The sequence below is a fragment of the Parashewanella curva genome (genome assembly GCF_003675895.1).
Taxonomy (GTDB): Bacteria; Pseudomonadota; Gammaproteobacteria; order Enterobacterales; family Shewanellaceae; genus Parashewanella; species Parashewanella curva.
The window spans coordinates 1-18,602 of the sequence record NZ_ML014766.1; the positions used below are offsets into that span (position 1 = coordinate 1).

18 protein-coding genes are annotated in these 18,602 nt (G+C 41.7%); 1 reads left to right on the plus strand and 17 read right to left on the minus strand.

Features of this window, described 5'->3' with window-relative positions; genetic code table 11:
* The 10 genes from virB11 to D5018_RS07285 form a co-directional block, all read right to left on the minus strand.
* Positions 1–817 (minus strand): P-type DNA transfer ATPase VirB11 (virB11, locus tag D5018_RS07240; protein WP_121838345.1); only part of this gene is annotated, 817 nt, incomplete at its 3' end.
* On the minus strand, positions 795–1,934 hold the full coding sequence (virB10, locus tag D5018_RS07245; RefSeq protein ID WP_121838346.1) for a type IV secretion system protein VirB10: 1,140 nt from the start codon (positions 1,932–1,934) through the stop codon (positions 795–797). The genes virB10 and virB11, both read right to left, overlap by 23 nt.
* Positions 1,927–2,844 (minus strand): P-type conjugative transfer protein VirB9, encoded by a 918-nt coding sequence (gene virB9, locus D5018_RS07250; RefSeq protein WP_165905016.1) that lies wholly within the window; start codon positions 2,842–2,844, stop codon positions 1,927–1,929. Before virB9 ends, virB10 begins: the two co-directional genes overlap by 8 nt.
* A gap of 1 nt (position 2,845) precedes the next feature.
* Positions 2,846–3,580 (minus strand): VirB8 family type IV secretion system protein, encoded by a 735-nt coding sequence (locus D5018_RS07255; protein WP_121838348.1) that lies wholly within the window; start codon positions 3,578–3,580, stop codon positions 2,846–2,848.
* 141 nt (positions 3,581–3,721) lie between these two features.
* Complete coding sequence (locus tag D5018_RS07260; RefSeq protein ID WP_121838349.1) at positions 3,722–4,738, minus strand: TrbL/VirB6 family protein; 1,017 nt, start codon at positions 4,736–4,738, stop codon at positions 3,722–3,724.
* 5 nt (positions 4,739–4,743) lie between these two features.
* Positions 4,744–5,022 (minus strand): EexN family lipoprotein, encoded by a 279-nt coding sequence (locus D5018_RS07265; protein WP_121838350.1) that lies wholly within the window; start codon positions 5,020–5,022, stop codon positions 4,744–4,746.
* Positions 5,023–5,230: 208 nt separating this feature from the next.
* Positions 5,231–5,866, minus strand: a complete 636-nt coding sequence (locus tag D5018_RS07270; protein ID WP_121838351.1) for a type IV secretion system protein — start codon at positions 5,864–5,866, stop codon at positions 5,231–5,233.
* Positions 5,863–8,337, minus strand: coding sequence for a VirB4 family type IV secretion/conjugal transfer ATPase (locus tag D5018_RS07275; RefSeq protein ID WP_121838352.1), 2,475 nt, complete (start codon positions 8,335–8,337; stop codon positions 5,863–5,865). Before D5018_RS07275 ends, D5018_RS07270 begins: the two co-directional genes overlap by 4 nt.
* Positions 8,334–8,654 (minus strand): VirB3 family type IV secretion system protein, encoded by a 321-nt coding sequence (locus tag D5018_RS07280; protein ID WP_121838353.1) that lies wholly within the window; start codon positions 8,652–8,654, stop codon positions 8,334–8,336. The genes D5018_RS07275 and D5018_RS07280 overlap by 4 nt, the downstream gene beginning before the upstream one ends.
* Positions 8,655–8,669: 15 nt before the next feature.
* A complete protein-coding gene (locus D5018_RS07285) occupies positions 8,670–9,002 on the minus strand; it encodes a TrbC/VirB2 family protein (RefSeq protein ID WP_121838354.1) in 333 nt (110 codons plus the stop codon).
* Positions 9,003–9,730: 728 nt separating this feature from the next.
* On the opposite strand from D5018_RS07285, the gene D5018_RS07290 reads away from it, so the two are divergent.
* Positions 9,731–10,210, plus strand: coding sequence for a nucleotidyl cyclase domain-containing protein (locus tag D5018_RS07290; protein WP_165905017.1), 480 nt, complete (start codon positions 9,731–9,733; stop codon positions 10,208–10,210).
* A gap of 46 nt (positions 10,211–10,256) precedes the next feature.
* Here D5018_RS07290 and D5018_RS07295 read toward each other — a convergent pair whose 3' ends face one another.
* From D5018_RS07295 to D5018_RS07325, 7 genes are all read right to left on the minus strand, one after another.
* Entirely contained in the window at positions 10,257–11,501 is a 1,245-nt protein-coding gene (locus D5018_RS07295; RefSeq protein ID WP_121838356.1) for a tetratricopeptide repeat protein, read from the minus strand.
* Positions 11,502–11,505: 4 nt separating this feature from the next.
* Complete coding sequence (locus D5018_RS07300; RefSeq protein WP_121838357.1) at positions 11,506–12,120, minus strand: energy transducer TonB; 615 nt, start codon at positions 12,118–12,120, stop codon at positions 11,506–11,508.
* A 1-nt stretch (position 12,121) separates the two neighbouring features.
* Entirely contained in the window at positions 12,122–12,526 is a 405-nt protein-coding gene (locus tag D5018_RS07305; RefSeq protein ID WP_121838358.1) for an ExbD/TolR family protein, read from the minus strand.
* 13 nt (positions 12,527–12,539) lie between these two features.
* Positions 12,540–13,067, minus strand: a complete 528-nt coding sequence (locus D5018_RS07310; RefSeq protein ID WP_121838359.1) for a MotA/TolQ/ExbB proton channel family protein — start codon at positions 13,065–13,067, stop codon at positions 12,540–12,542.
* Positions 13,067–14,422, minus strand: coding sequence for a MotA/TolQ/ExbB proton channel family protein (locus D5018_RS07315; protein WP_121838360.1), 1,356 nt, complete (start codon positions 14,420–14,422; stop codon positions 13,067–13,069). The genes D5018_RS07310 and D5018_RS07315 overlap by 1 nt, the downstream gene beginning before the upstream one ends.
* The gene (locus tag D5018_RS07320; protein ID WP_121838361.1) at positions 14,422–15,204 is read right to left on the minus strand and encodes a DUF3450 domain-containing protein; all 783 of its coding nucleotides are present in this window, start codon (positions 15,202–15,204) and stop codon (positions 14,422–14,424) included. Before D5018_RS07320 ends, D5018_RS07315 begins: the two co-directional genes overlap by 1 nt.
* A gap of 469 nt (positions 15,205–15,673) precedes the next feature.
* Positions 15,674–18,565, minus strand: coding sequence for a TonB-dependent receptor domain-containing protein (locus D5018_RS07325; RefSeq protein ID WP_121838362.1), 2,892 nt, complete (start codon positions 18,563–18,565; stop codon positions 15,674–15,676).
* Positions 18,566–18,602: the final 37 nt, after the last annotated feature.

Here is an 18,602-nt window from a genome sequence, read left to right on the forward strand (position 1 = left end):
CTGAATTGATATTGCGAAGAAAGTAAAAGGCTTCATCGCCACGAATTAACTCTGCGACAAACACTCGGCCGGGCTTCATTCGTAAGCTGGCTTCTAACAACTGCTTTTGAGTGATATTGGCCACGCCATGATTGCCTGCGGAGTAGAACAAACTGACGGTATTGGAGTGGGTGTTATACAGCTGCAATTCATCGACGTTTTCTATGGTTATCAATCGCTCTGAATCAGGAACTTGTTGCAGTAATGAGCGCAGAAATGTAGTTTTACCTGAGCCTGTCGCACCAGAAACGATAATGTTTTTTCGCAGCTTGATGGCGAGTTTTAGAAAAGCGGCAATATTGCCATCTTGCTTAAAGGCCAACAGCTGGGCATCGGTTTCATTCTGACTGCCATCAACATGGCTTTGTTGTGAAAAATAGCCCTGCCGTTGATACTCGTCCAAGGTAAACACGGATTTGGACGGCTTGCGGATAGTAATGCTGATCTTACCTACTTGAGTGACTGGAGGAATGGCAATTTGTACTCGTTCACCATCAGGCAAAGTGGCGGATAATATTGGATGCACGGCATCCAGTTTTTGACCTGAATAAGTAGCAATTAACTTACTTAATCGTTGGCAGTACTCCAAAGTCAGTGATTTCACTTTATGTTGTTTCCAGCCACTTTCCCTTTCAGTTAGCACTTGCAATGGTTGATTGATGACAACTTCCGTGATCTGTGGTGGATATAAATAAATGTTGAGTACGTTAAGGTGCTCGTATAAAGCAACAGCACGATTGGGTTCAATTGCAACTTCATTGGCTAAGTTTAAGCTCATAAACACTCCTAAAATCTAAGTCTCTAGCTACGAATACATTGATGTGTTCCCCTTGGTTTTTATACAAAGTTGGTTTGATATGAATTGAGTCTTGCAGTGCAATAGAAGCGAGATCTTTAGTGCCGCCAATGGTGTCTCCGAATTGGATTTTATTGCTATTTCCTTTGGATTTATTGGCGTAATAAGTGCCGACATCACCAATCAGACTGAGTAGCATGGCACTGCCAAATCGCTGTCCAAAATGACCATCGACATAACCACTGTGACCACTGCGGCCAAGGTTATCGGTTCCCGGTGACGCTAAATCCAAAATCACGCCTGTTGGGGTTTCGATGCGATCCCACAATACAAAGATTCGAGCTTGCCCTTGCTCTAATCCAGCTTGGTACTCACCAACAATATGACTGCCTTTTTCGAGCAGCAATACCTTGCCATTGGTAGAGTAAATATCACGACTTAATTGACAACGGGTCATGCCTGCTACGTCGCTGCTAATGGCGGTTTCTAAAATGCAGTCGAGAAATGCGCCTTTGGTAATAAACAAGTTGGGATCAATGATGCGACTGGCGATACTGCCTTGAATCTTGGAGGCTTGCAGTTGTTGGTTTAGTGAGTGGCTATCAGGTTGTGCTTGGTTTAAGTCAGGCAAAGACTCTCGCTGTTGGATGTTTCTTGAAACTGTTTGTTGTGAGCTGTTATTCAACACCAATAAATCATCGAGCTGTTTACGTTGTTGTGGTGTGAGAGTTTTCTTCTGACCGTTTAATCGAGCTAAATGACCAAATTGAGGTGAACTGGGCTCGTTTAGCTGTCCTGTATGGATGATTGAGTCAGTTTCTTTGTTTGATTTTGCTTTTCTACTGGTATTGGGTTTATGAGCTGGCTCAGGTGGCGCACCTAAATGATCGGCAATGGTGTAATGATGTTGGCTTGAGTTGCTATCAGATTTGCCATGACTAAAACCACCATTAATCGCCACTAACAGCACAATCATTAATCCAGCGATAACAACCATCACGACTTTGGTCAGCCATGAGTTGCTCTGCACTCGATTGCTTAACTCTGGAACGGGATTAGATGACAGCTCTTCAACTTGATTTGATGATGATTCAGCCATGCGAGCCTCCACGCCTTTTAGCAACTCGCTGCACCTGTGGGATCTGTGTTTTGTGATAACTTGCAGGCTGCTCTGCATCAAAGGATTGGTTAAACAAGCACAAAACTAATCGACCTTGCCGTAGTACTAGCCTTCGGACTACTCGCCTGATCACTATGGTATTGGGAAAGTCAGGATTGATATGGCTGTTCACCAAGCTTTCACTGTTATCGCTATTAACGGTATACACCGCAGGTAAGTCTTGCTTGGAGTTAAATTTAAAGTAAGTAAAACGACCATCATCAAAGGCTGTTACAGGCAATAAGGCTTTATCGCCTTTGTAGAAATAGTTTTGGTTATTCACCTGTGGCGTAGTGTGACGATTAAGTTGGTCGTCAAGCAACTGCTGTTGGTTGTGTTGATGCAGCTGATTTTTAAGATCATCGGGATAAACAAAATCTACCGCAAACATCATACTTCGGCTTGTGGCTTGGTTACTGTTTTTTAGCTGTGACGCATTTAACTCAAATTGGTACACATGACGATTGGTGAGTACCGTCATGTTGGTGATGGCTTGTTGAGCTTTGGGTTTGATAAAGATGTGATTGTCGACGGGCGTTACACTCCATGCCGCACTATCCCCCATAGCTATTTGCTTTATGGATTCACCGTTAGCAAAGGCTATATCGGTAGCAAAACCATAGTGACCGACTAGCTTCACCACTTGCTGCGGATTGAAATTGATATGGCGTACTCGTCGATCAAAGTGACCGATATGAGGGGTTTCTAAAGCAAATGAAGTAGAAGATAACAGCATTAACGTCATGCCTGTATAGACAGGCATCCAGCGACTTTTGCTAGATAACCCAAAGAGAATGGCACTAGATTCCTGCCTGCGCAGGAATGACGAAAGAGGACTGTATAGGTCCATCTTAATCACCTCCCGTAGCTTGATCATTGCGATAACTCAGCACTTGAAAACCAAGAGGATTAAGTTGTCTGTCGGCGACTGACATCGGCGCATTGCGATAAGTGAATGTGATGGTGGCAACCCAATGAGTTAATGGACGCTCTTCACCAATTTGTTTAACTTGCTTGGTATAACGGACTAAAGCGGTTGTGGTTTGTTCACCATTACTTTTTTCATGCCCGATAAAGCTAATGGCATTCACTTTGATCAGCACTTGCGCTGATTGACCATAGAGATTAATTGGTGCGTTGGAGTTGGATTTAGGATCGGTTTGTAAGCCGTAATCTTGCTGAGTGTTTTCATCGGACATCAAGCCGATAAGCTTGCGGTTGTAACTGCGAGTTTGCCACTGGTAGCCCTCTCGATGACGTAGATATTGGGCTAAGAAATATTTATCCAACACTTCTTGAGCGTGTTGTTTCACTTGTCCCTTGCTGGCTAAGGTTGAAACCACATCCACAAAACCAGTGTTGTTATCGACTCGAATTACAAAAGGTTCGATGGATTTCAGCGGCATTAAGGTGATCAGGCTAATGGCTAAAAGCGTGGCAAGTAAAGCCAGTAACAAACAACATTTCCAAGCACGTTGCTCAGATTGTTTAATTCTCACATTCAGCTCAGCATCCCACCCTCTGGCTTCGGCAAAGTATTTTTGAAGTAGCTGCTTATCAGTAAGTTGCTGCTTAAGTTCAGCCATGACGTACCTCAATAGGTTTGATAACAATAGGCTGACTGTTCACAGGTTTTAGTCCTTTACCATCATCTTTACAGTGCGGTGGCTTGTGCATACTTGAGCAATGGGTTAGCAGTATGATGAAGCACACTGATAGACATTTTTTCATTGTTCACTTTCTCCTGAAATGCTGTTACCACCAAAGCGTTGTTGATAAGCACGATAACCTGAACCAACAGGCTTAATCGGTGCTGATAGTGCTTGACCTGTGTAGTTCAAATCCCGTCTTAGCGTTCGATATTGATGGCGTAAGGTGGTGGGACGCATGGCATGAAAACTGTTCGAAATCGCCCCATGTGCCGCAATCGCCACGCCACCGCCAAGGGCTGAGGCCATGGCAGGAATTTGCTTCATCACTAAAATGCACAGTCCCATGACGATGCACAGCATGGAGCTGTCGCTTAGCGTAGTTAAAGCGGCATGGTTATGAGAAATTTGCGCCAGATACTTGGAGGCCACCGTGGTCATCAACTGTCCCGAAGACACACCTAGCAGCAAGATAAAACCAAAGTTGAGTACCATTCCTAACCAGCTTTCAAAGAAGCGTTGAGTAGCTTGAAACAGAAGCAAAACAAAGAAGGCCGGACCGATAGCCAACAACACACTGACCATGACTTTGCTGAGCAAAATAAAGAACGCCACCAATAAGGTCAGGCAACCGCCGATGGTTAATATCCCCATCGCCAGAATGTACATGCCGAAGTTGCCGTTCATCACCCCACCTTGTCGCCATGCATTATCGGCAAGGATGAGGATTTGGCCGAACAGGTGATCTAACAGCTGCGCCGCATTTTGAGTTTTGGTGCCAGAAACAACCGCCGCTAGAAATTGAGGTGTTTCACTTAAAAAGCGCACCACTGTTTGGTTATAGTGACCAACGGTTAACCCCAAAGTCAGAATAAAACCAATACGCACTATCCGGAAAAAGCCTTCTTGTAATGGTTCTTGGCTGCGACCAAACATCATTGAGTAACCCCAGATCACTACCCATAAAATCATCATCGAAGTGAATACTGGGATCAGATATTGGATCAGCCTTGCCGAACCTTGCTGTACATAGTTGTGCAAAGCTTGATCCACCAAACTAAAAATACTGCGATACAAGTTACTGGTAGCCGCCATCTTGATTACTCTTTAGGATGAGCCATATCAGCAGGTAGCGGTACAGGATCACCAGCCACAATATCATTTGCCGCTTGTTGAGCATTGATACATTCGGGATGATTGCGGTACTTAGCCGGATTGTTGCTGCATTGAGTTAAGGTTTGCATCAAGATTTTCTGATGCTGTTTAAACCAAGCCACATCATGGGCTTGGCTTTGTTGGTTATGGTGACTACTCATTTTTGAACAGCCTGTCATGACACAAAACAAGCTTGAAATTAATAGGATATTGATAAGTTTCATGCAGAGTCCTCATTGTAGAATTAAGTACCCAACCACAAGTTTTCTCGTTTTTTTGGCGCCCATCTCAAGCACTCTACTGCGTTGCTTTTGCTTGAAAGACTTCCGATATTCCTGCACAAAAGCATCTTGTATAACACTTGACCTGAACACCAAAATTATCGGAAAACTTATGGTCAGATACTTAATGGGTTCTGCCGTCCTTGGTGGGTTAGTTCCAATTCACATTAATCGGGTGTAGCACACCAGCCGATTCAATCGCCATTTGGGTAATACGCTGTTGCGCTAATGCATCACTGGCCTGTGCTTGTGCTTTCATCAGCTGCAATTTGGCTTGTTCGTTGGCAAGCATGGCGTTTTCAGCTTGAATTCTGGCTTGTAAGTCTTGAATGTCTTTTTGTTTTGGTGCTTGAGTGATCTTGTTGATAAGCCTTGTCAGTTGGTCATATCTCACTTGGGTTTCTTGTAGCGATAATTGGGTTTGACCTAACCAACGTCCACGGTAGCGATTAATATCATCGAACAAGCTTGCGCTGTCACCGCCCAACTTGAGCCATTCACTATTATGTAAACCTTGTTGCTTGAGAGTGAGATTGGGATCGACTTTGACTGCCACATCGTAAACAGAGTCAATGGCATCACTCATTCCAGTAATACCGTTGATGCTACTCAGTTGGCGTTTAGCGGTATCGAGTTGCTGTTTTAGCGTGTCGATTTCTTCCAATAGGTGACGTATTTCAATAATTTTTTGATGCAGGTTAGCAATATCAATCACAGGGAAAGCTAAGCTGGGTAATGGCAGTGATTGTGTCATCAGTAGCGCCATCATTAGAAAAAGGCGTTTCATACTTCACCTCGCTGTTCATGCAAGGCATTGAAGTATTCAGGGAGCCAGTCTTTGGGATCACTGCCAGCCGTTTCCACAATCCGATACATCAAGTTCACTTGATCGGTAGTACCAGAGATCACCGCCAGTTCATCATCAAAGCCGTTCAAGTCTAATTTAGCAACGACACTTTCATGGCCTTGCTTGATAATGAATTGGTGGGAGTTGGGTTGAAGTTCAGTGCGGATTAGCTCAAATTCACGTTCGGTTAAATGGAGTCCATCCATATAATCATCACGCCGAGCTTTGGGATTGGGCATTAAAATTAGAGTGGCGCATTGCTCAATCAAGGTATGCGCTATGGGTGAATTCAGCACGTCCTTAACCGATTGAGTGCCATAGACCATAATGCCATTTTGTTTACGAATGACTTTTTGCTTGTTTTGGGCTAAATCTTCAAAGTATTCATCAGCCAGTAGCCTCCAAAACTCATCCATAAAGATTTGCAGTTTGCGACCATCAATCAGTTTTTCGATGCGATAAAACAGATACATCACAATGGGCGTGCGGATTTCTTCAATATCTAAAAACTCTGTGACATCAAAGCCAAACAAGGTTTGGTTGGTAATAGATAGCTCATCGACTTCGTTATCCAAAACCCAGGAGAGTTCACCGCCACAACACCACTTTTGTAGTCTTGAGCTACAACCATTTGGGTCAACCGGATCAAGAAATTCCAAACAGCGACTTAAACGGCGTTGCGGCTTAGGTAAACTCATTACACCTTTTACCGCATCAGCCAAATCTTGTTGATGTTGGTGTTGTAGCTCGCCACCGCAAAGCTTGGAAATCAAAGCTGTGATAAACAGAATATTGTCGGCTGTGGGTTCAAGCTGAAAAGGATTAAAGCCTGTGGGTTTACCCATTTGTAGAGGAAGATATAACCCTTGAGTGGCGCGAACGTAGATCTCTAAACCACGGTCTTTATCAAAGATGATTTGCGTTGGCTGATACTTTTTGCTTTGAGAAATCAAAAAGCCTTGCAGAACAGTTTTACCAGAGCCAGAAGCACCGATGATTAAGGTGTTACCCAAAGCGTGATGCTCATCCTTGAGCTTGTCATCCTTACCTGTTTCACGATTTACATGAGCCTGAAGGACTTGGCTATGCGTATTAGACTCATGGAAATTAAAGTAATAGGGAGCACCAGAAACGGTTTGTAGTACCGTTACTGCATCGCCCCATTGATTGCCGCAAACTTGTCCTGATGGATAGTTATGAAAACCGCAAAATCCGGCAAAATTGCGAGAAGATATTCGAGCCGGACGAGGACGAAAGCGACTGTTTGCAGGAAGCTGTGAGTAGAACGCTGACTGAATTGATAAATCATCTCTGGTGAGAATAATGGCTTGGTCGGCCAGCTCAGATTTTAATGCTGAAAGATGCTTATCAAGGGCTTCTGTTGTGTCAGTCAATACGGTTAGCACCAAATGATGTTCACCATAAACCATGCGTCCAGCGGTTAAATCATCCAACCCAATATCAATGGCATCGACTTGAGAATGAGCAAAATCTCCTGTGGCTGTCAGCCTTTTTTGTTGGCGTAGTAAAATCTCAGTAGCAATTGGCTTTGATAGAAACTGAAAGCTCTGTGTTAACACCAGTTCAAACGGTGCTGATAAAAGTGCATTAAGCAAACCCGCTTCGGTGTGTTCAGGGTACTCCTTAATACTTAAACACGCGCCCAAACGGGTTTGCGTAATGCCTTTCAGGGCAAAGGTGTTATCAGAAAATAATGGTCTTGCTCTGGGTAATGACTTTGACATATCAGCAGTGGTAATAGCTCTGGGTTGCCACTCGCCATTGGTCAGATAATCTAAAAGTGTCAGTAATTCGCTGTAGAACACTTTCCCTTTCACTTTATTAATAATGTCCTTTGAATAGATACCTAACCGTTTAGGCTGATAACTTTCCAATGATGATAAAACCGTATTAACAACGTCATTCAACGCTGATATCGCTTGCTTTTGTTCGGCAAGTAACTGTTCAACCGAGGGCGATTTTACTTGTAACTTTGTTTTAAGCGTCACATTGGCATCACGGTAGATGACAGTTAGATATAGCTCATTGACCATCAACTGGCTTTGGCAGATTTTATTGATGTATTTCTGGTTTAACTGCTTATCAAAATCGGCTTTAAATTCACCTTTTGGAACCACTTTGGATTCACGACGAATAAGGTGCGTCCATAAACACACATGAGGGCTGGCGATATTTCGTAACATCAAATTGAATTGCTCTTTCCAGAGGTTTACTTGCTCAGGATCAGCGGATTCATGCGCCACACCTTGCAGCTTTATAATCTGCAAATAATCACCGCTATGGGTTTTTATGGTGTGCTCGTCCACATGCGCTTGATAAGGAATATATTCATCGACGGAATTTTCTCTCTGCCATTGTTCAGTGAGTTTTTCGATGGCAACAGCACTCATAACATTCTCTCCTTATTGCGAGTATTAACAACAGGACTGGCACTGGCGTAACCTAAGCATCGCCTACAAACAGATTTGGCTTTGGTATTCATCCACAGATTTTGTAAGCGAAACATAAGAGGATCACGTAAACACAATGAATACATGAGTGCATGAAGAGGAAAGTACAGCAGTAAAATAAAGGGATTTTTAGTGGCTATCATCAGGACAGTTACAACAGCTGCCGCAATGATAATGCCATCCAAGGTCACGCCCCATTTCATTGCTGGACGAGTGACAGCCACGAACAAGGGATCACGAAACTCAGTAAAAGACATAGTAATTACCCCCCTCTACTTAACAGCTGAAATGATGAGATCAACAATGGTTGAACCACCAAATACCAGCACTATCCCTGCAATATACTTACCGCAAGTCTCACCAGTAATGCGCCCAAACCAAGCTAGATAACCCAAAATAGCAATCCCGATAATTGCAGCACTGCGAGCAATGCCATTGGTGAGTAATTGCATCACCCAATCCACACCTTCAGAAATAGGATCAGCAAAGGCGAATTCGGGAGTCAGCAGTAAAATGGAAATCAAAAAAAGGTGGGCGACCAGCGCCCTAAGTCTGCTTGATTGAATCGAATTGGTAGTAATGGCATTGAGTGAATTTACTTTCATTATCTACTCCAAGCATATGCCCAAAGCTAGGGCTAGAGTTGTTTATGAAAGACACTTCATGTCCTTGAAAGCATCTGTTTCTAAATAGGTACATTCAAGATTGCATCAGTAAACTGTGCTGTAAATACATTGATTGAAAAAGAAAACGTAATGCGACATTGAGATGACAAAATTCAGATATGAATAGAAGAAGGAAATTTAAAAAGTAATCAATTACCGAAAACAGCCAAAAAATATTACCTTGATGAAAAATAATATCTTATTGATCTATTTATGAAAATATCAGATTAATTATTAATATTACCAATATTACCAATATCCGATGAGCTAGTGCTGTTCGACTAGGAAGGAATGGTAGTATAACTTTGATAAATATTGGAGATCACAATAGTATGAATTAACTTTAGCGCAACACTATTTTAAAAAAATTAGAAATGTAAATGTTGGCTATAATGCAGAACTTAGTACCGTAAATAGAACTGTTAGAGTTCTTTGTCTTGCTTACTTTTTATAGCAATTGCTATGAGCCATTGCGCAAATCTTGTGCTGATGTTGCGCATTCAATAGAAATAAAAGACAACAAAGCCACCACTTATTATTTTAAATTCAGAGCATTACTGAAAATATTTTTAATTTTTTCATAAAGTTGTTTGTCATCTATACTTGATGCTATTGCGTGAATGCTTTTAGGAGAAAGCATGTTGTATTCATGGCGGAAACCCAGTTTCATGGACCAAGAAACCGGCGTCTATAACCAAGCCTACTTTACCGAAGCTTTTAACCGAGAATGGCAAAAACATCTATCACAACAAAAAGGATTAGCCTTATTGTATCTATGTCCTAACATGGATGAAACAAGCAATCCTAATACAGTGCTTAAAATTCTGTCCATAAAACTGCAAAATAGCTTTATAAGAAGCAATGACTTATTGGCTAGAAGTGAAAAAGGTTACTTCACAATCGGTTTATTCGATCTAGATACAAACGGATTACAGGCAGTATTAAAAAGGATAAGTATCGCGATTAATGAAGTAAAAAACGACTCTCAGTTACGATTTAATCAAAGATTCGAGTGTAGAGTGATAGTTGGGCATTGCACACCAACAACTAACAAACAGTCAGACGGTCTTATTAAAAAAGTGGAAAGTGAGATAAATATAAATGCGACTGATGTGCAAGAGCCAGAAAAAATAATTTATTGGAAATAAAAAAACACCTCCAATTGGAGGTGTTTTTATTTACAAGTATAGAAGATTAAAGCTTAACTTTATTAATACGTGCTTTTTCTCTGATGTACTTTTCAAAAGAAGTCGCATGTTTCTTAGTTTTCTTATCTTTCTTAGCAAGTAAGATGTTCTTAAGCGATGACTTGTATTGCTTAAGGTTCAAATAAGAAAGAGAAAGTTCATAGTACGCTTCGCCAGGATTTTTTAATCCCGCTTTAATCGCATTATCATAAGCTTTAATTGACTGCGAATAACGTTGAACGCTTGATAACATTCTACCTTGCTTCAAATATAGCTTAGCATCATTATCAATCGCAGCAGCTTCTCCAAAGTAGTCAGCGGCTTTCTTCATATCTTTAGCATTTTGGAATAACCCAGCTACAACACGAAGAGAGCTTTTATCCTTTTTAACATCACCAGCTTTAATGTGCTTTTCAAGCAACTTAGCACCGTGATAAGGACCGCCATAACGAGCTTGCAATTGTGCTAAACGAGTAATACCCGAACCAGCTGTTAAGAAACCTGCTTTATAAGTTAAGTCATAAGTATAAAGGGCTTTTTTGTACTGTTCAGTTGCTAGATAGAACTGAGATAGCTGACGCCAGAATGAACCTTCACCAGGGAATAGTTCAACCGCCGTTTCAAGAACTTTTACCGCGTTTTTTAACTCTTTCTTGTTGTAGTAAGCGTTAACTTTTACGTTGTAAAAATCTTTCTTCGGTTTTTTAGCATGCTTAATCGCAAGATCAGCATACTTGATCGCATTATCCCAGTCTTTAACTTGAGAATATGAAACCGCTAATAACCGATAAACGTCTTCATCTTGCTTACAAGTAAAGTCCAACCATTTTTTAAAGTAGCTAATGCCCACTTTAAATTTTTCAGATTGAACTGCTAAAATACCAACAAGCTTAAGCGTATCAGCATGTTCAGTGCCACCTAGAACATCTAAATCAGCCGCTTGTTTCAGCTGTGTAAATGCTTTGTCTAGTTGGTTCTTTTCTGCATAAAAGTTACCCAACATACGGGCAACAGACGCTTTATCAAAATCTTTCTTCGGTGATGCTTCAAGCAAAGTTGCTAAAGCATCATCGATGTTGCCTTCAGTATAGGCTTTGTAAGATCTTTGGATCTTTTTACCTACACTCTGACCAACTGCTTGGTTTTTACGTTTCTCAATTGGGCATTTGTCTGCTGCAACCGCTGAAGTTGCCACAGTCAATGCACCAAAGGAAAGCATAATAGCAGCTGCAAATTTATTTAACTTTGCCATGTTATTATCCTTTGTCTAACGTAAAGTCCAAACGGATTTTCATACCAGTACGTTTTTGTGGCTTGCCATCAACGATTTGCGGTTTGTATTTCCATTTTCTCAAAGTACGGCGTGCCGCTTTGTTGAAGATACGCTTAGGCTTAGCTTCTAGAACTTTAATGTCCTCGATACCACCAACAGTGTTGATAGAAAAGCCAAGTACTACATAACCTTCTTTACCGTCACGAGCCGCTTGAGGTGGATACTCTAGTGCCGTACGTACGATTGGAGTAACGTCACCATCACGGGTCATCATGTTACCAAGTTTAAATCCACCACGAGAAGCGCTTGTAGAAACACCATTCGGGTTAAAGTTCAAACTTGTATCAATGCTGCTCGACGTATCTGGTGGTGGTACCTCAGGCTTAGGTGGTTGCTCCGGTGGCGTCGGTGGCTTAGGTTTAACCCTAGGCTTGTCCTGTACCTGAGAGTCCTGCCTCTCCATGCTGATCTGAATCTGTGGTGACTCAGTTTTCTCAGCGTGGCGGCCTGCGCCGCCACCTACTAAGAATGCCATGAAGACAAACAGGCCAAAGGTAACAGCACCACCAATAATGATAGATACTATTCCTCGGAACATATTAATCCTTCCCTGCTGATACAAACACTTTGTCTACACCTGCTTTCTTCACGCTATCAAGGATTTTCACCACGATACCATGTTCAGCTAGCTTATCGGCTTCAATCATTACCGCAGCGTCAGGTGTTTCGGCCAGCATACGTTCAACGTTTGCTGTTACACGTTCAATATCTACGTTACGGTTTTCCATCTTGATCACACCAGTCTTACTTACACCAATGAAGATGTTAGAAGAAGGTTGACTTGGAGCCGTACTCGCTTCAGGTTTTTCATAATCAAGACCAGATGGCTTGATAAACGATGTTGTCACGATGAAGAAAATAAGCATGATGAATACGATGTCCAACATCGGAGTCATATCGATCTGTGCTTCATCTTCTACGCCGGAATGCTTTTTACGTGCCATATTCAATCTCTCTCTAGTGGTGTGGCAAGCTATCTTTTAGCTTCTCAATGCTGATTTTCATTTTTGCGTCTAGACGTGTACTAAAGAATACGCCTGATAACGCTGCTACCATTCCTGCCATTGTTGGCATGGTAGCCATTGAAATACCAGCTGCCATCATACGAGCGTTACCCGTACCATGTACTGCCATCACATCGAATACTTGAATCATCCCTGTTACTGTACCTAATAGTCCAATCATAGGACAAATAGCTACTAAGGTTTTGATGATAAGCATTCCCGCGTTTAACTCTTGTTTGGCTTGGGATACCCAAGCTTCACGTATACGGTGTGCGTACCAAGAGGTTGAATCCTCTCTTTCATCCCATGCTTTGATGATTGCTTTATGTTTAGCTGGTGATACCCAGTTTAGGAACCAGTAGCGCTCAAGCATTAACACCCACATTAGGAATAGTACTACCGCAACCAGCCAGAGGACGTCGCCTCCAGCGGCCATGAAGCCCCTGACGGAATCCCAAATGTCCATCAGGAATAGCATCATTATTGAGCCCTCTTCTCAGCGTGCTCAGCAACTAGGCCAGCACTTTGCTCTTCTAGTACTTGAACTACAGACTTGCTCTTCGCGCTAACAATAGCGTGTAGAAGCATTAGTGGTAGGGCAGCAATCAGACCTTGTACAGTCGTGATAAGAGCCATAGAGATACCGCCAGCCATTAGCTTAGGATCACCAGTACCGAATAACTGAATGCTTTGGAAGGTAGCAATCATACCAGTTACTGTACCTAATAGACCCATCATAGGCGCGATAGCTGCGAATACTTTGATGATAGAAATACCGCTTTCTAGAGAAGGCGTTTCTTTTAGGATAGCTTCATCAAGTTTCAGCTCTAGAGTTTCAACATCACCAGACTTGTTCGCTTGGTAAGCTTGAAGTACGCGACCAAGAGGGTTGTTACCTGGGTTGTTGATGTCTTTACGTTGAGCGTTAACTTTAGCACCCGTAGCGTATAGAGTTACTAGCTTGAATAGTGCAATTAAAGCACCAACAACAAGAATACCGATGATAATGTAACCGATTGGGCCACCAGCTTCGATACGCTCTTCTAGAGTAGCTTTACCAGTGAATACTTTAAGTAGGTTACCACGTGCTGGGTCAACAAAAAGCTTTGTGTAACCTGAAGTAGAACCTAGGAAGTTTTGTACGCTTGATACTTGTTGGCCACCTGGCTGTTGAGCTAGGTCTTGGATGATGCTTAAAGTATCGTTGTAAACCACATATTGGTTGTCAGCTAATAGGTTAAACGGACCAACACGAGTTACTTTAGTGTTAGTTACTTCACCGTTTAGACCAGTAACATCTGCATTAAAGCTAACAACTTTACCTTGCTCAACCATTTCGAAAAGTTGGTCTTCCCAGAACTTTTCTAGCTCATTGATTTTAGGAAGCTGCTTACGAGCACCTAAGTCAGCAACAAATTTGTCACGACCTGGGTACTGAGCAGAAATGTTAGAAGATGCAAGCTTACCAGCGAAATCGCCAGCTTCACCTTTAACAACACCAAACATTTCACCTAAGTCTCCTTGAGCTGCAACCAAGTCAGCTTCAAGTTGGGCGATACGACGCTCGTTGTCTAGGAAACGTTGTTGTAAGTCTTTACCACGCTGCTTTTCGTTAGCAAGAGCACGCTTTTCTTTTTTAAGAAGCGCCGCTTTGTCAGCACGTTCTGCACGGAATTCAGCTTCACGTTTCTTGTCTACTTTGCCTTTTGCTGCGCGGTCGGTTTGAACCTGCTTTAGAAGTTGGTCTACAGACGTAGGCGCATCAGCAGCACTTACCATGCCAGCTACTAAAGAAAGGCTAGCAGCCACTAGTGTGGATGTGATTAACTTTTTCATTATTTAGCAGCCTCCGCAGCTGGGATTGGTAGAGCGAACATATCAGGTGCAGCTTGACCACGAGCCTGACGAATAGCTTTAGTGATGTTACGAAGGTAACCATCATTTAGCTCATCCCAAGATTTTGTTTCTTTGTTGTAAACCCAAGCATTCTTTTGGTCGATGCTTTGTGCAACTAGAGAAACACGACCAAATTGTAGGAAGTCTACTAATACTTCTTTACCACCAAGGTTTAGCTTACCTTCATAAGCGTTGGTAGAAGTACCGTATTCACGCTCGATACTATATGCATCTAAAATCAGACGATATTTTTCAGCCAGGGTAACTTCTGCAGAGTCAAGAATTTCTTTTAAACGCTGAACACGCTCTTCGCGTACGTCAGTTTTGAAAGGAAGATCCAGCTTTACGAATTTGTCTAGTGCATCTACCATCTTAAACATAAGAGGTACAACACCTTGACGAAGTGCATCAACACCGTCGATGTCACTTTGAATTGCAGCCATAGTCGTTTCTTGGTCTGCAACCAGTTTTGCTACATAATCGTTGTAGTCTTTTAGCGTTTCACGCTCACCCGCAACAGAGTCATATTGGATAAGCAGATCTTGTGCCTGATCAAAATACTTATCAACTTTCTTCTGAGAAGCCGCAGCAGAAGTGTGAATTTTACCGTCTGCTTTTTGAACATCGCTCAGAGGATTTGCAACTGCCAGGTTGCTGCTTGCAATCGCTAGTACACCTACTAACGCCGAAGCAATTTTAGTTCTCTTGCTTACCTTGGACATAGTTCCCAACCAATTTTTGTTAATTAAAAAGTGTTAACCTACTGATATTGCTGAGTGTTTATTTTAATACTTCATGCAATCACGTAAGTACATCTTTCTATTGTGATTGTTTTTATTTTCCCTTTTTCTATACCCTTAGGCATAGACCCGAAGGCATAATTCCATAAAAGGTTGACGAGTGTCAATAGTTCTTAAACTCTGAGGTGGGAATTAAGTAATATAATTGTTTTTATTAACATTTTGTTTACAAAGCAAAGCCATCAAAGAATACATAATGTTAATGCCATTTAATTATATCTCCTTTATTTAGTTAGCCTCATCGGACTCTTTAGTACAACCTATCACTTGCTGACATACAGAAAATATTATCAAATTTAACTTGCCAGCAATCTAAATCTTACATTTCTGCGACCATAAAAAAAGCCTTAGTCTGACTAAGGCTTTTTAGAGTTTAAGGTTAATTTAGTTGTTAGAATTTAACATTAAATCCTAATTGGAAATAACGACCAGTTACATCAAATGCCTCTGAAACAGTGTTGATACCAGTACCACCGCTACTGAAACCTTGTCCAGCAAATTGAGGTTGCTTATCAAAAATGTTACGAACATTTAAAGTAGCTTGCACTTTATCCGTAATGTGATAACCGACTGACATATCATGGTAAACAACACCACCGAAATTATTAAACTTCTCTAATGGTTTAAAGTTAGTAAAGTTAAAGTTACTTCCTTCATTAGAGTCTGTTGAAGCAGACCAGTAGCGCATTCTCCAAGACAGATCTAACTCATTCAGAGTGTAGTATAAGTTTAAGTTTGCACGATCATCAGGACTTAGGACTTCGCCAACAGAATCGATTGTTTCACCACCACGTAATGGAGTAGTTTCAAACTTATTAGCATGGTTCCACACTAAATCAGCTTTTAAAGTACCATCACCTAAATCCATGGTGTAATTTAACTCAATATCTACACCTGAAGTTTCAATTCGATTTTCATTACTCTTACCAGAATGAACTTCTGTAAGTGCACCATTGCCATCACGCACAACTTTTCCGTCACAAGTAGGGTCAAATTTATCTTTCGACACTTCAAAACATCTGTTTAGTACCGTAGTTCTTCCTGTCGTTGCGATTGCATTATCAATAGAAATATCGTAATAGTCTACAGTCATTGATAAACCATCAATAACTTGCCATACAAAACCTAAACTCAGCGTATCTGCGATTTCAGCTTTAACATCCTTACTTCCACCAACTGTTCCACCTGTGCTCTGTGCCTCTACCTGAGTGAGTTTAAAGCTACCATCGCGAGCTACGCGTGCTGCAATTGAAGGAATGGATAAACAATTTTTAGCAACTTCAGAGGTGTCTGAAGCCTTTACATTGTTACATGGGTCAGTAACACCAGCAAAAGTTTCACCACGACCACCAAATAAATCAGCAATGTTCGGTGTTCTTACTGCTTTGGCAGCAGAAGCACGTAGCGATAGTGACTCGATTGGGGAGTATTTAATACCAGCATTCCACGTCGTATCACCACCTGTTATTTCGTGATCAGTGTAACGTGCAGCTAGATCTAACTCTAAGTTATCAAGTACTGGAAGTACTGCTTCAACAAATACATCATCAGACGTAAAGCTTCCATCTGTTGGCTCTGATTTATTTGTGCTTGAAGCACCTGTTTGAGCTAAGTCTCCTGGTTTGAATGTTCCCTTTTCTAAACGGTGCTCAACACCCATTGCAACGCCAATGTTACCACCTGGTAGCTCTAGAGGTAATTCACCAGTAACAGAACCTGCTACTACAAATTGTTGAACCTGCCCACTAACTTTTGCAGGTGATCTAACATAATCAACTGCATCTTGTGTAACTGTTCCTGCACCGAATAAGTTTAACGGCACACAACCTTGTAAACGTGCAAGTTCGTTACGGCAAACAAGGTTACCATTAGCATCCTTGATCACATCAAATGCAAGTGCTGCACGTTCTACGTTAACTTGACCACCATTTTCTTGAGATTGATCAGTTTGTCCCCATGAGACATAACCATTGAAGTTCCAATTATCGTTGATAGCCCAATCGATACCATTAACAAAACGAATTGTACTTCTTTCAAGATCCGTAGAACGGGCACCAAACTCAACCATACGTCGAACCAGTGTAGGAATAATATCATCGTCAGTTAACGGATTAATAACCGGCAAGCTAGGATCTTTCTTTCTAGCTTCTTCACGTGCCTTAATTGCAGCGTTACGTTGTGCTATTAGAGCATCACGTAATTTTTGAGGAACCATTGGGTTCGAAAGTTTGATTCCACCTTTCCCACCACGAGCTGGCAAAAATACATCATCTGTAGAAAATGGTGTTGGTTCAATTGTAGAATCAAAAGTCTTAGATGAGTTCCAGTTTGCTTCACCAAAGAATTCGATATCGTCAGAAATTGCTTCGCGAATGTTGAATGCTACATAAGAACGTTTTAGTGGAGTAACTAATTGGCGATATGATGCACGGTTAAAGCGGTTTTTACCTTCTTCATGTGCAAAATTAAATGGTGTACCATCTGCATTTAAACCACCAACACGACCTTGCGGAGGGTAAGATGAGAAGATATTTCCTATCATCTCATTACCATCTTTGTCCAAAACAACAGCTTGGTCAAAGCGTGAAAAGTCACGATCTGATGACTTAAGACCTTTATCTTCATCATAACCCACAGCGAAAGTAGCGTTACCTGTGTCCCAAGTGTTACCTGCTGTAATATTAATTGCATGCTTTTGACGGTCTGATTCTTGTGAGATACCAGCTAGGGCATCAACCTCTACACCTTCAAAATCTTTACGGGTAATAATGTTTACCACACCAGCGACAGCATCTGAACCATATACTGCTGATGATGCGCTTTTAAGTATGTCAATACGTTCGATCATCGATGTAGGAATTGCGTTTAAGTCGACAGCATAGCCACTTGATGGTGACACACCAGAAACAAAACGGCGACCATTGACAAGCACTAGAGTTCTCGCTTCTCCTAGCCCTCTCAATGAAGTTGTATTCAAACCTACACTTGAAGTTGAAAATGAAGTATTTGATTGATCTGATCCAGCAATAGCAACCGGAGATTGGTTTAGTACATCTGCAACATTGATAGCACCTGTTGCCATGATTTCTGCACGACCAATAGAGGTAATTGGAGTTACCGTTTCTATGTCAGTTCTTTGAATACGTGAACCAGTTACTTCGATGCGCTCTACTTTAGCGCCATCTTCCTCAGCCAAAACTGCTGTAGAAGTAAATGCCGCCGTAGCAGCACCGCCAATCAATGCAAACTTCACTGATTTAGCTAATAAATTATTTTTAAGCATTGTCTATCTCCCTGGACATTTTATGTCTTTATAGTTT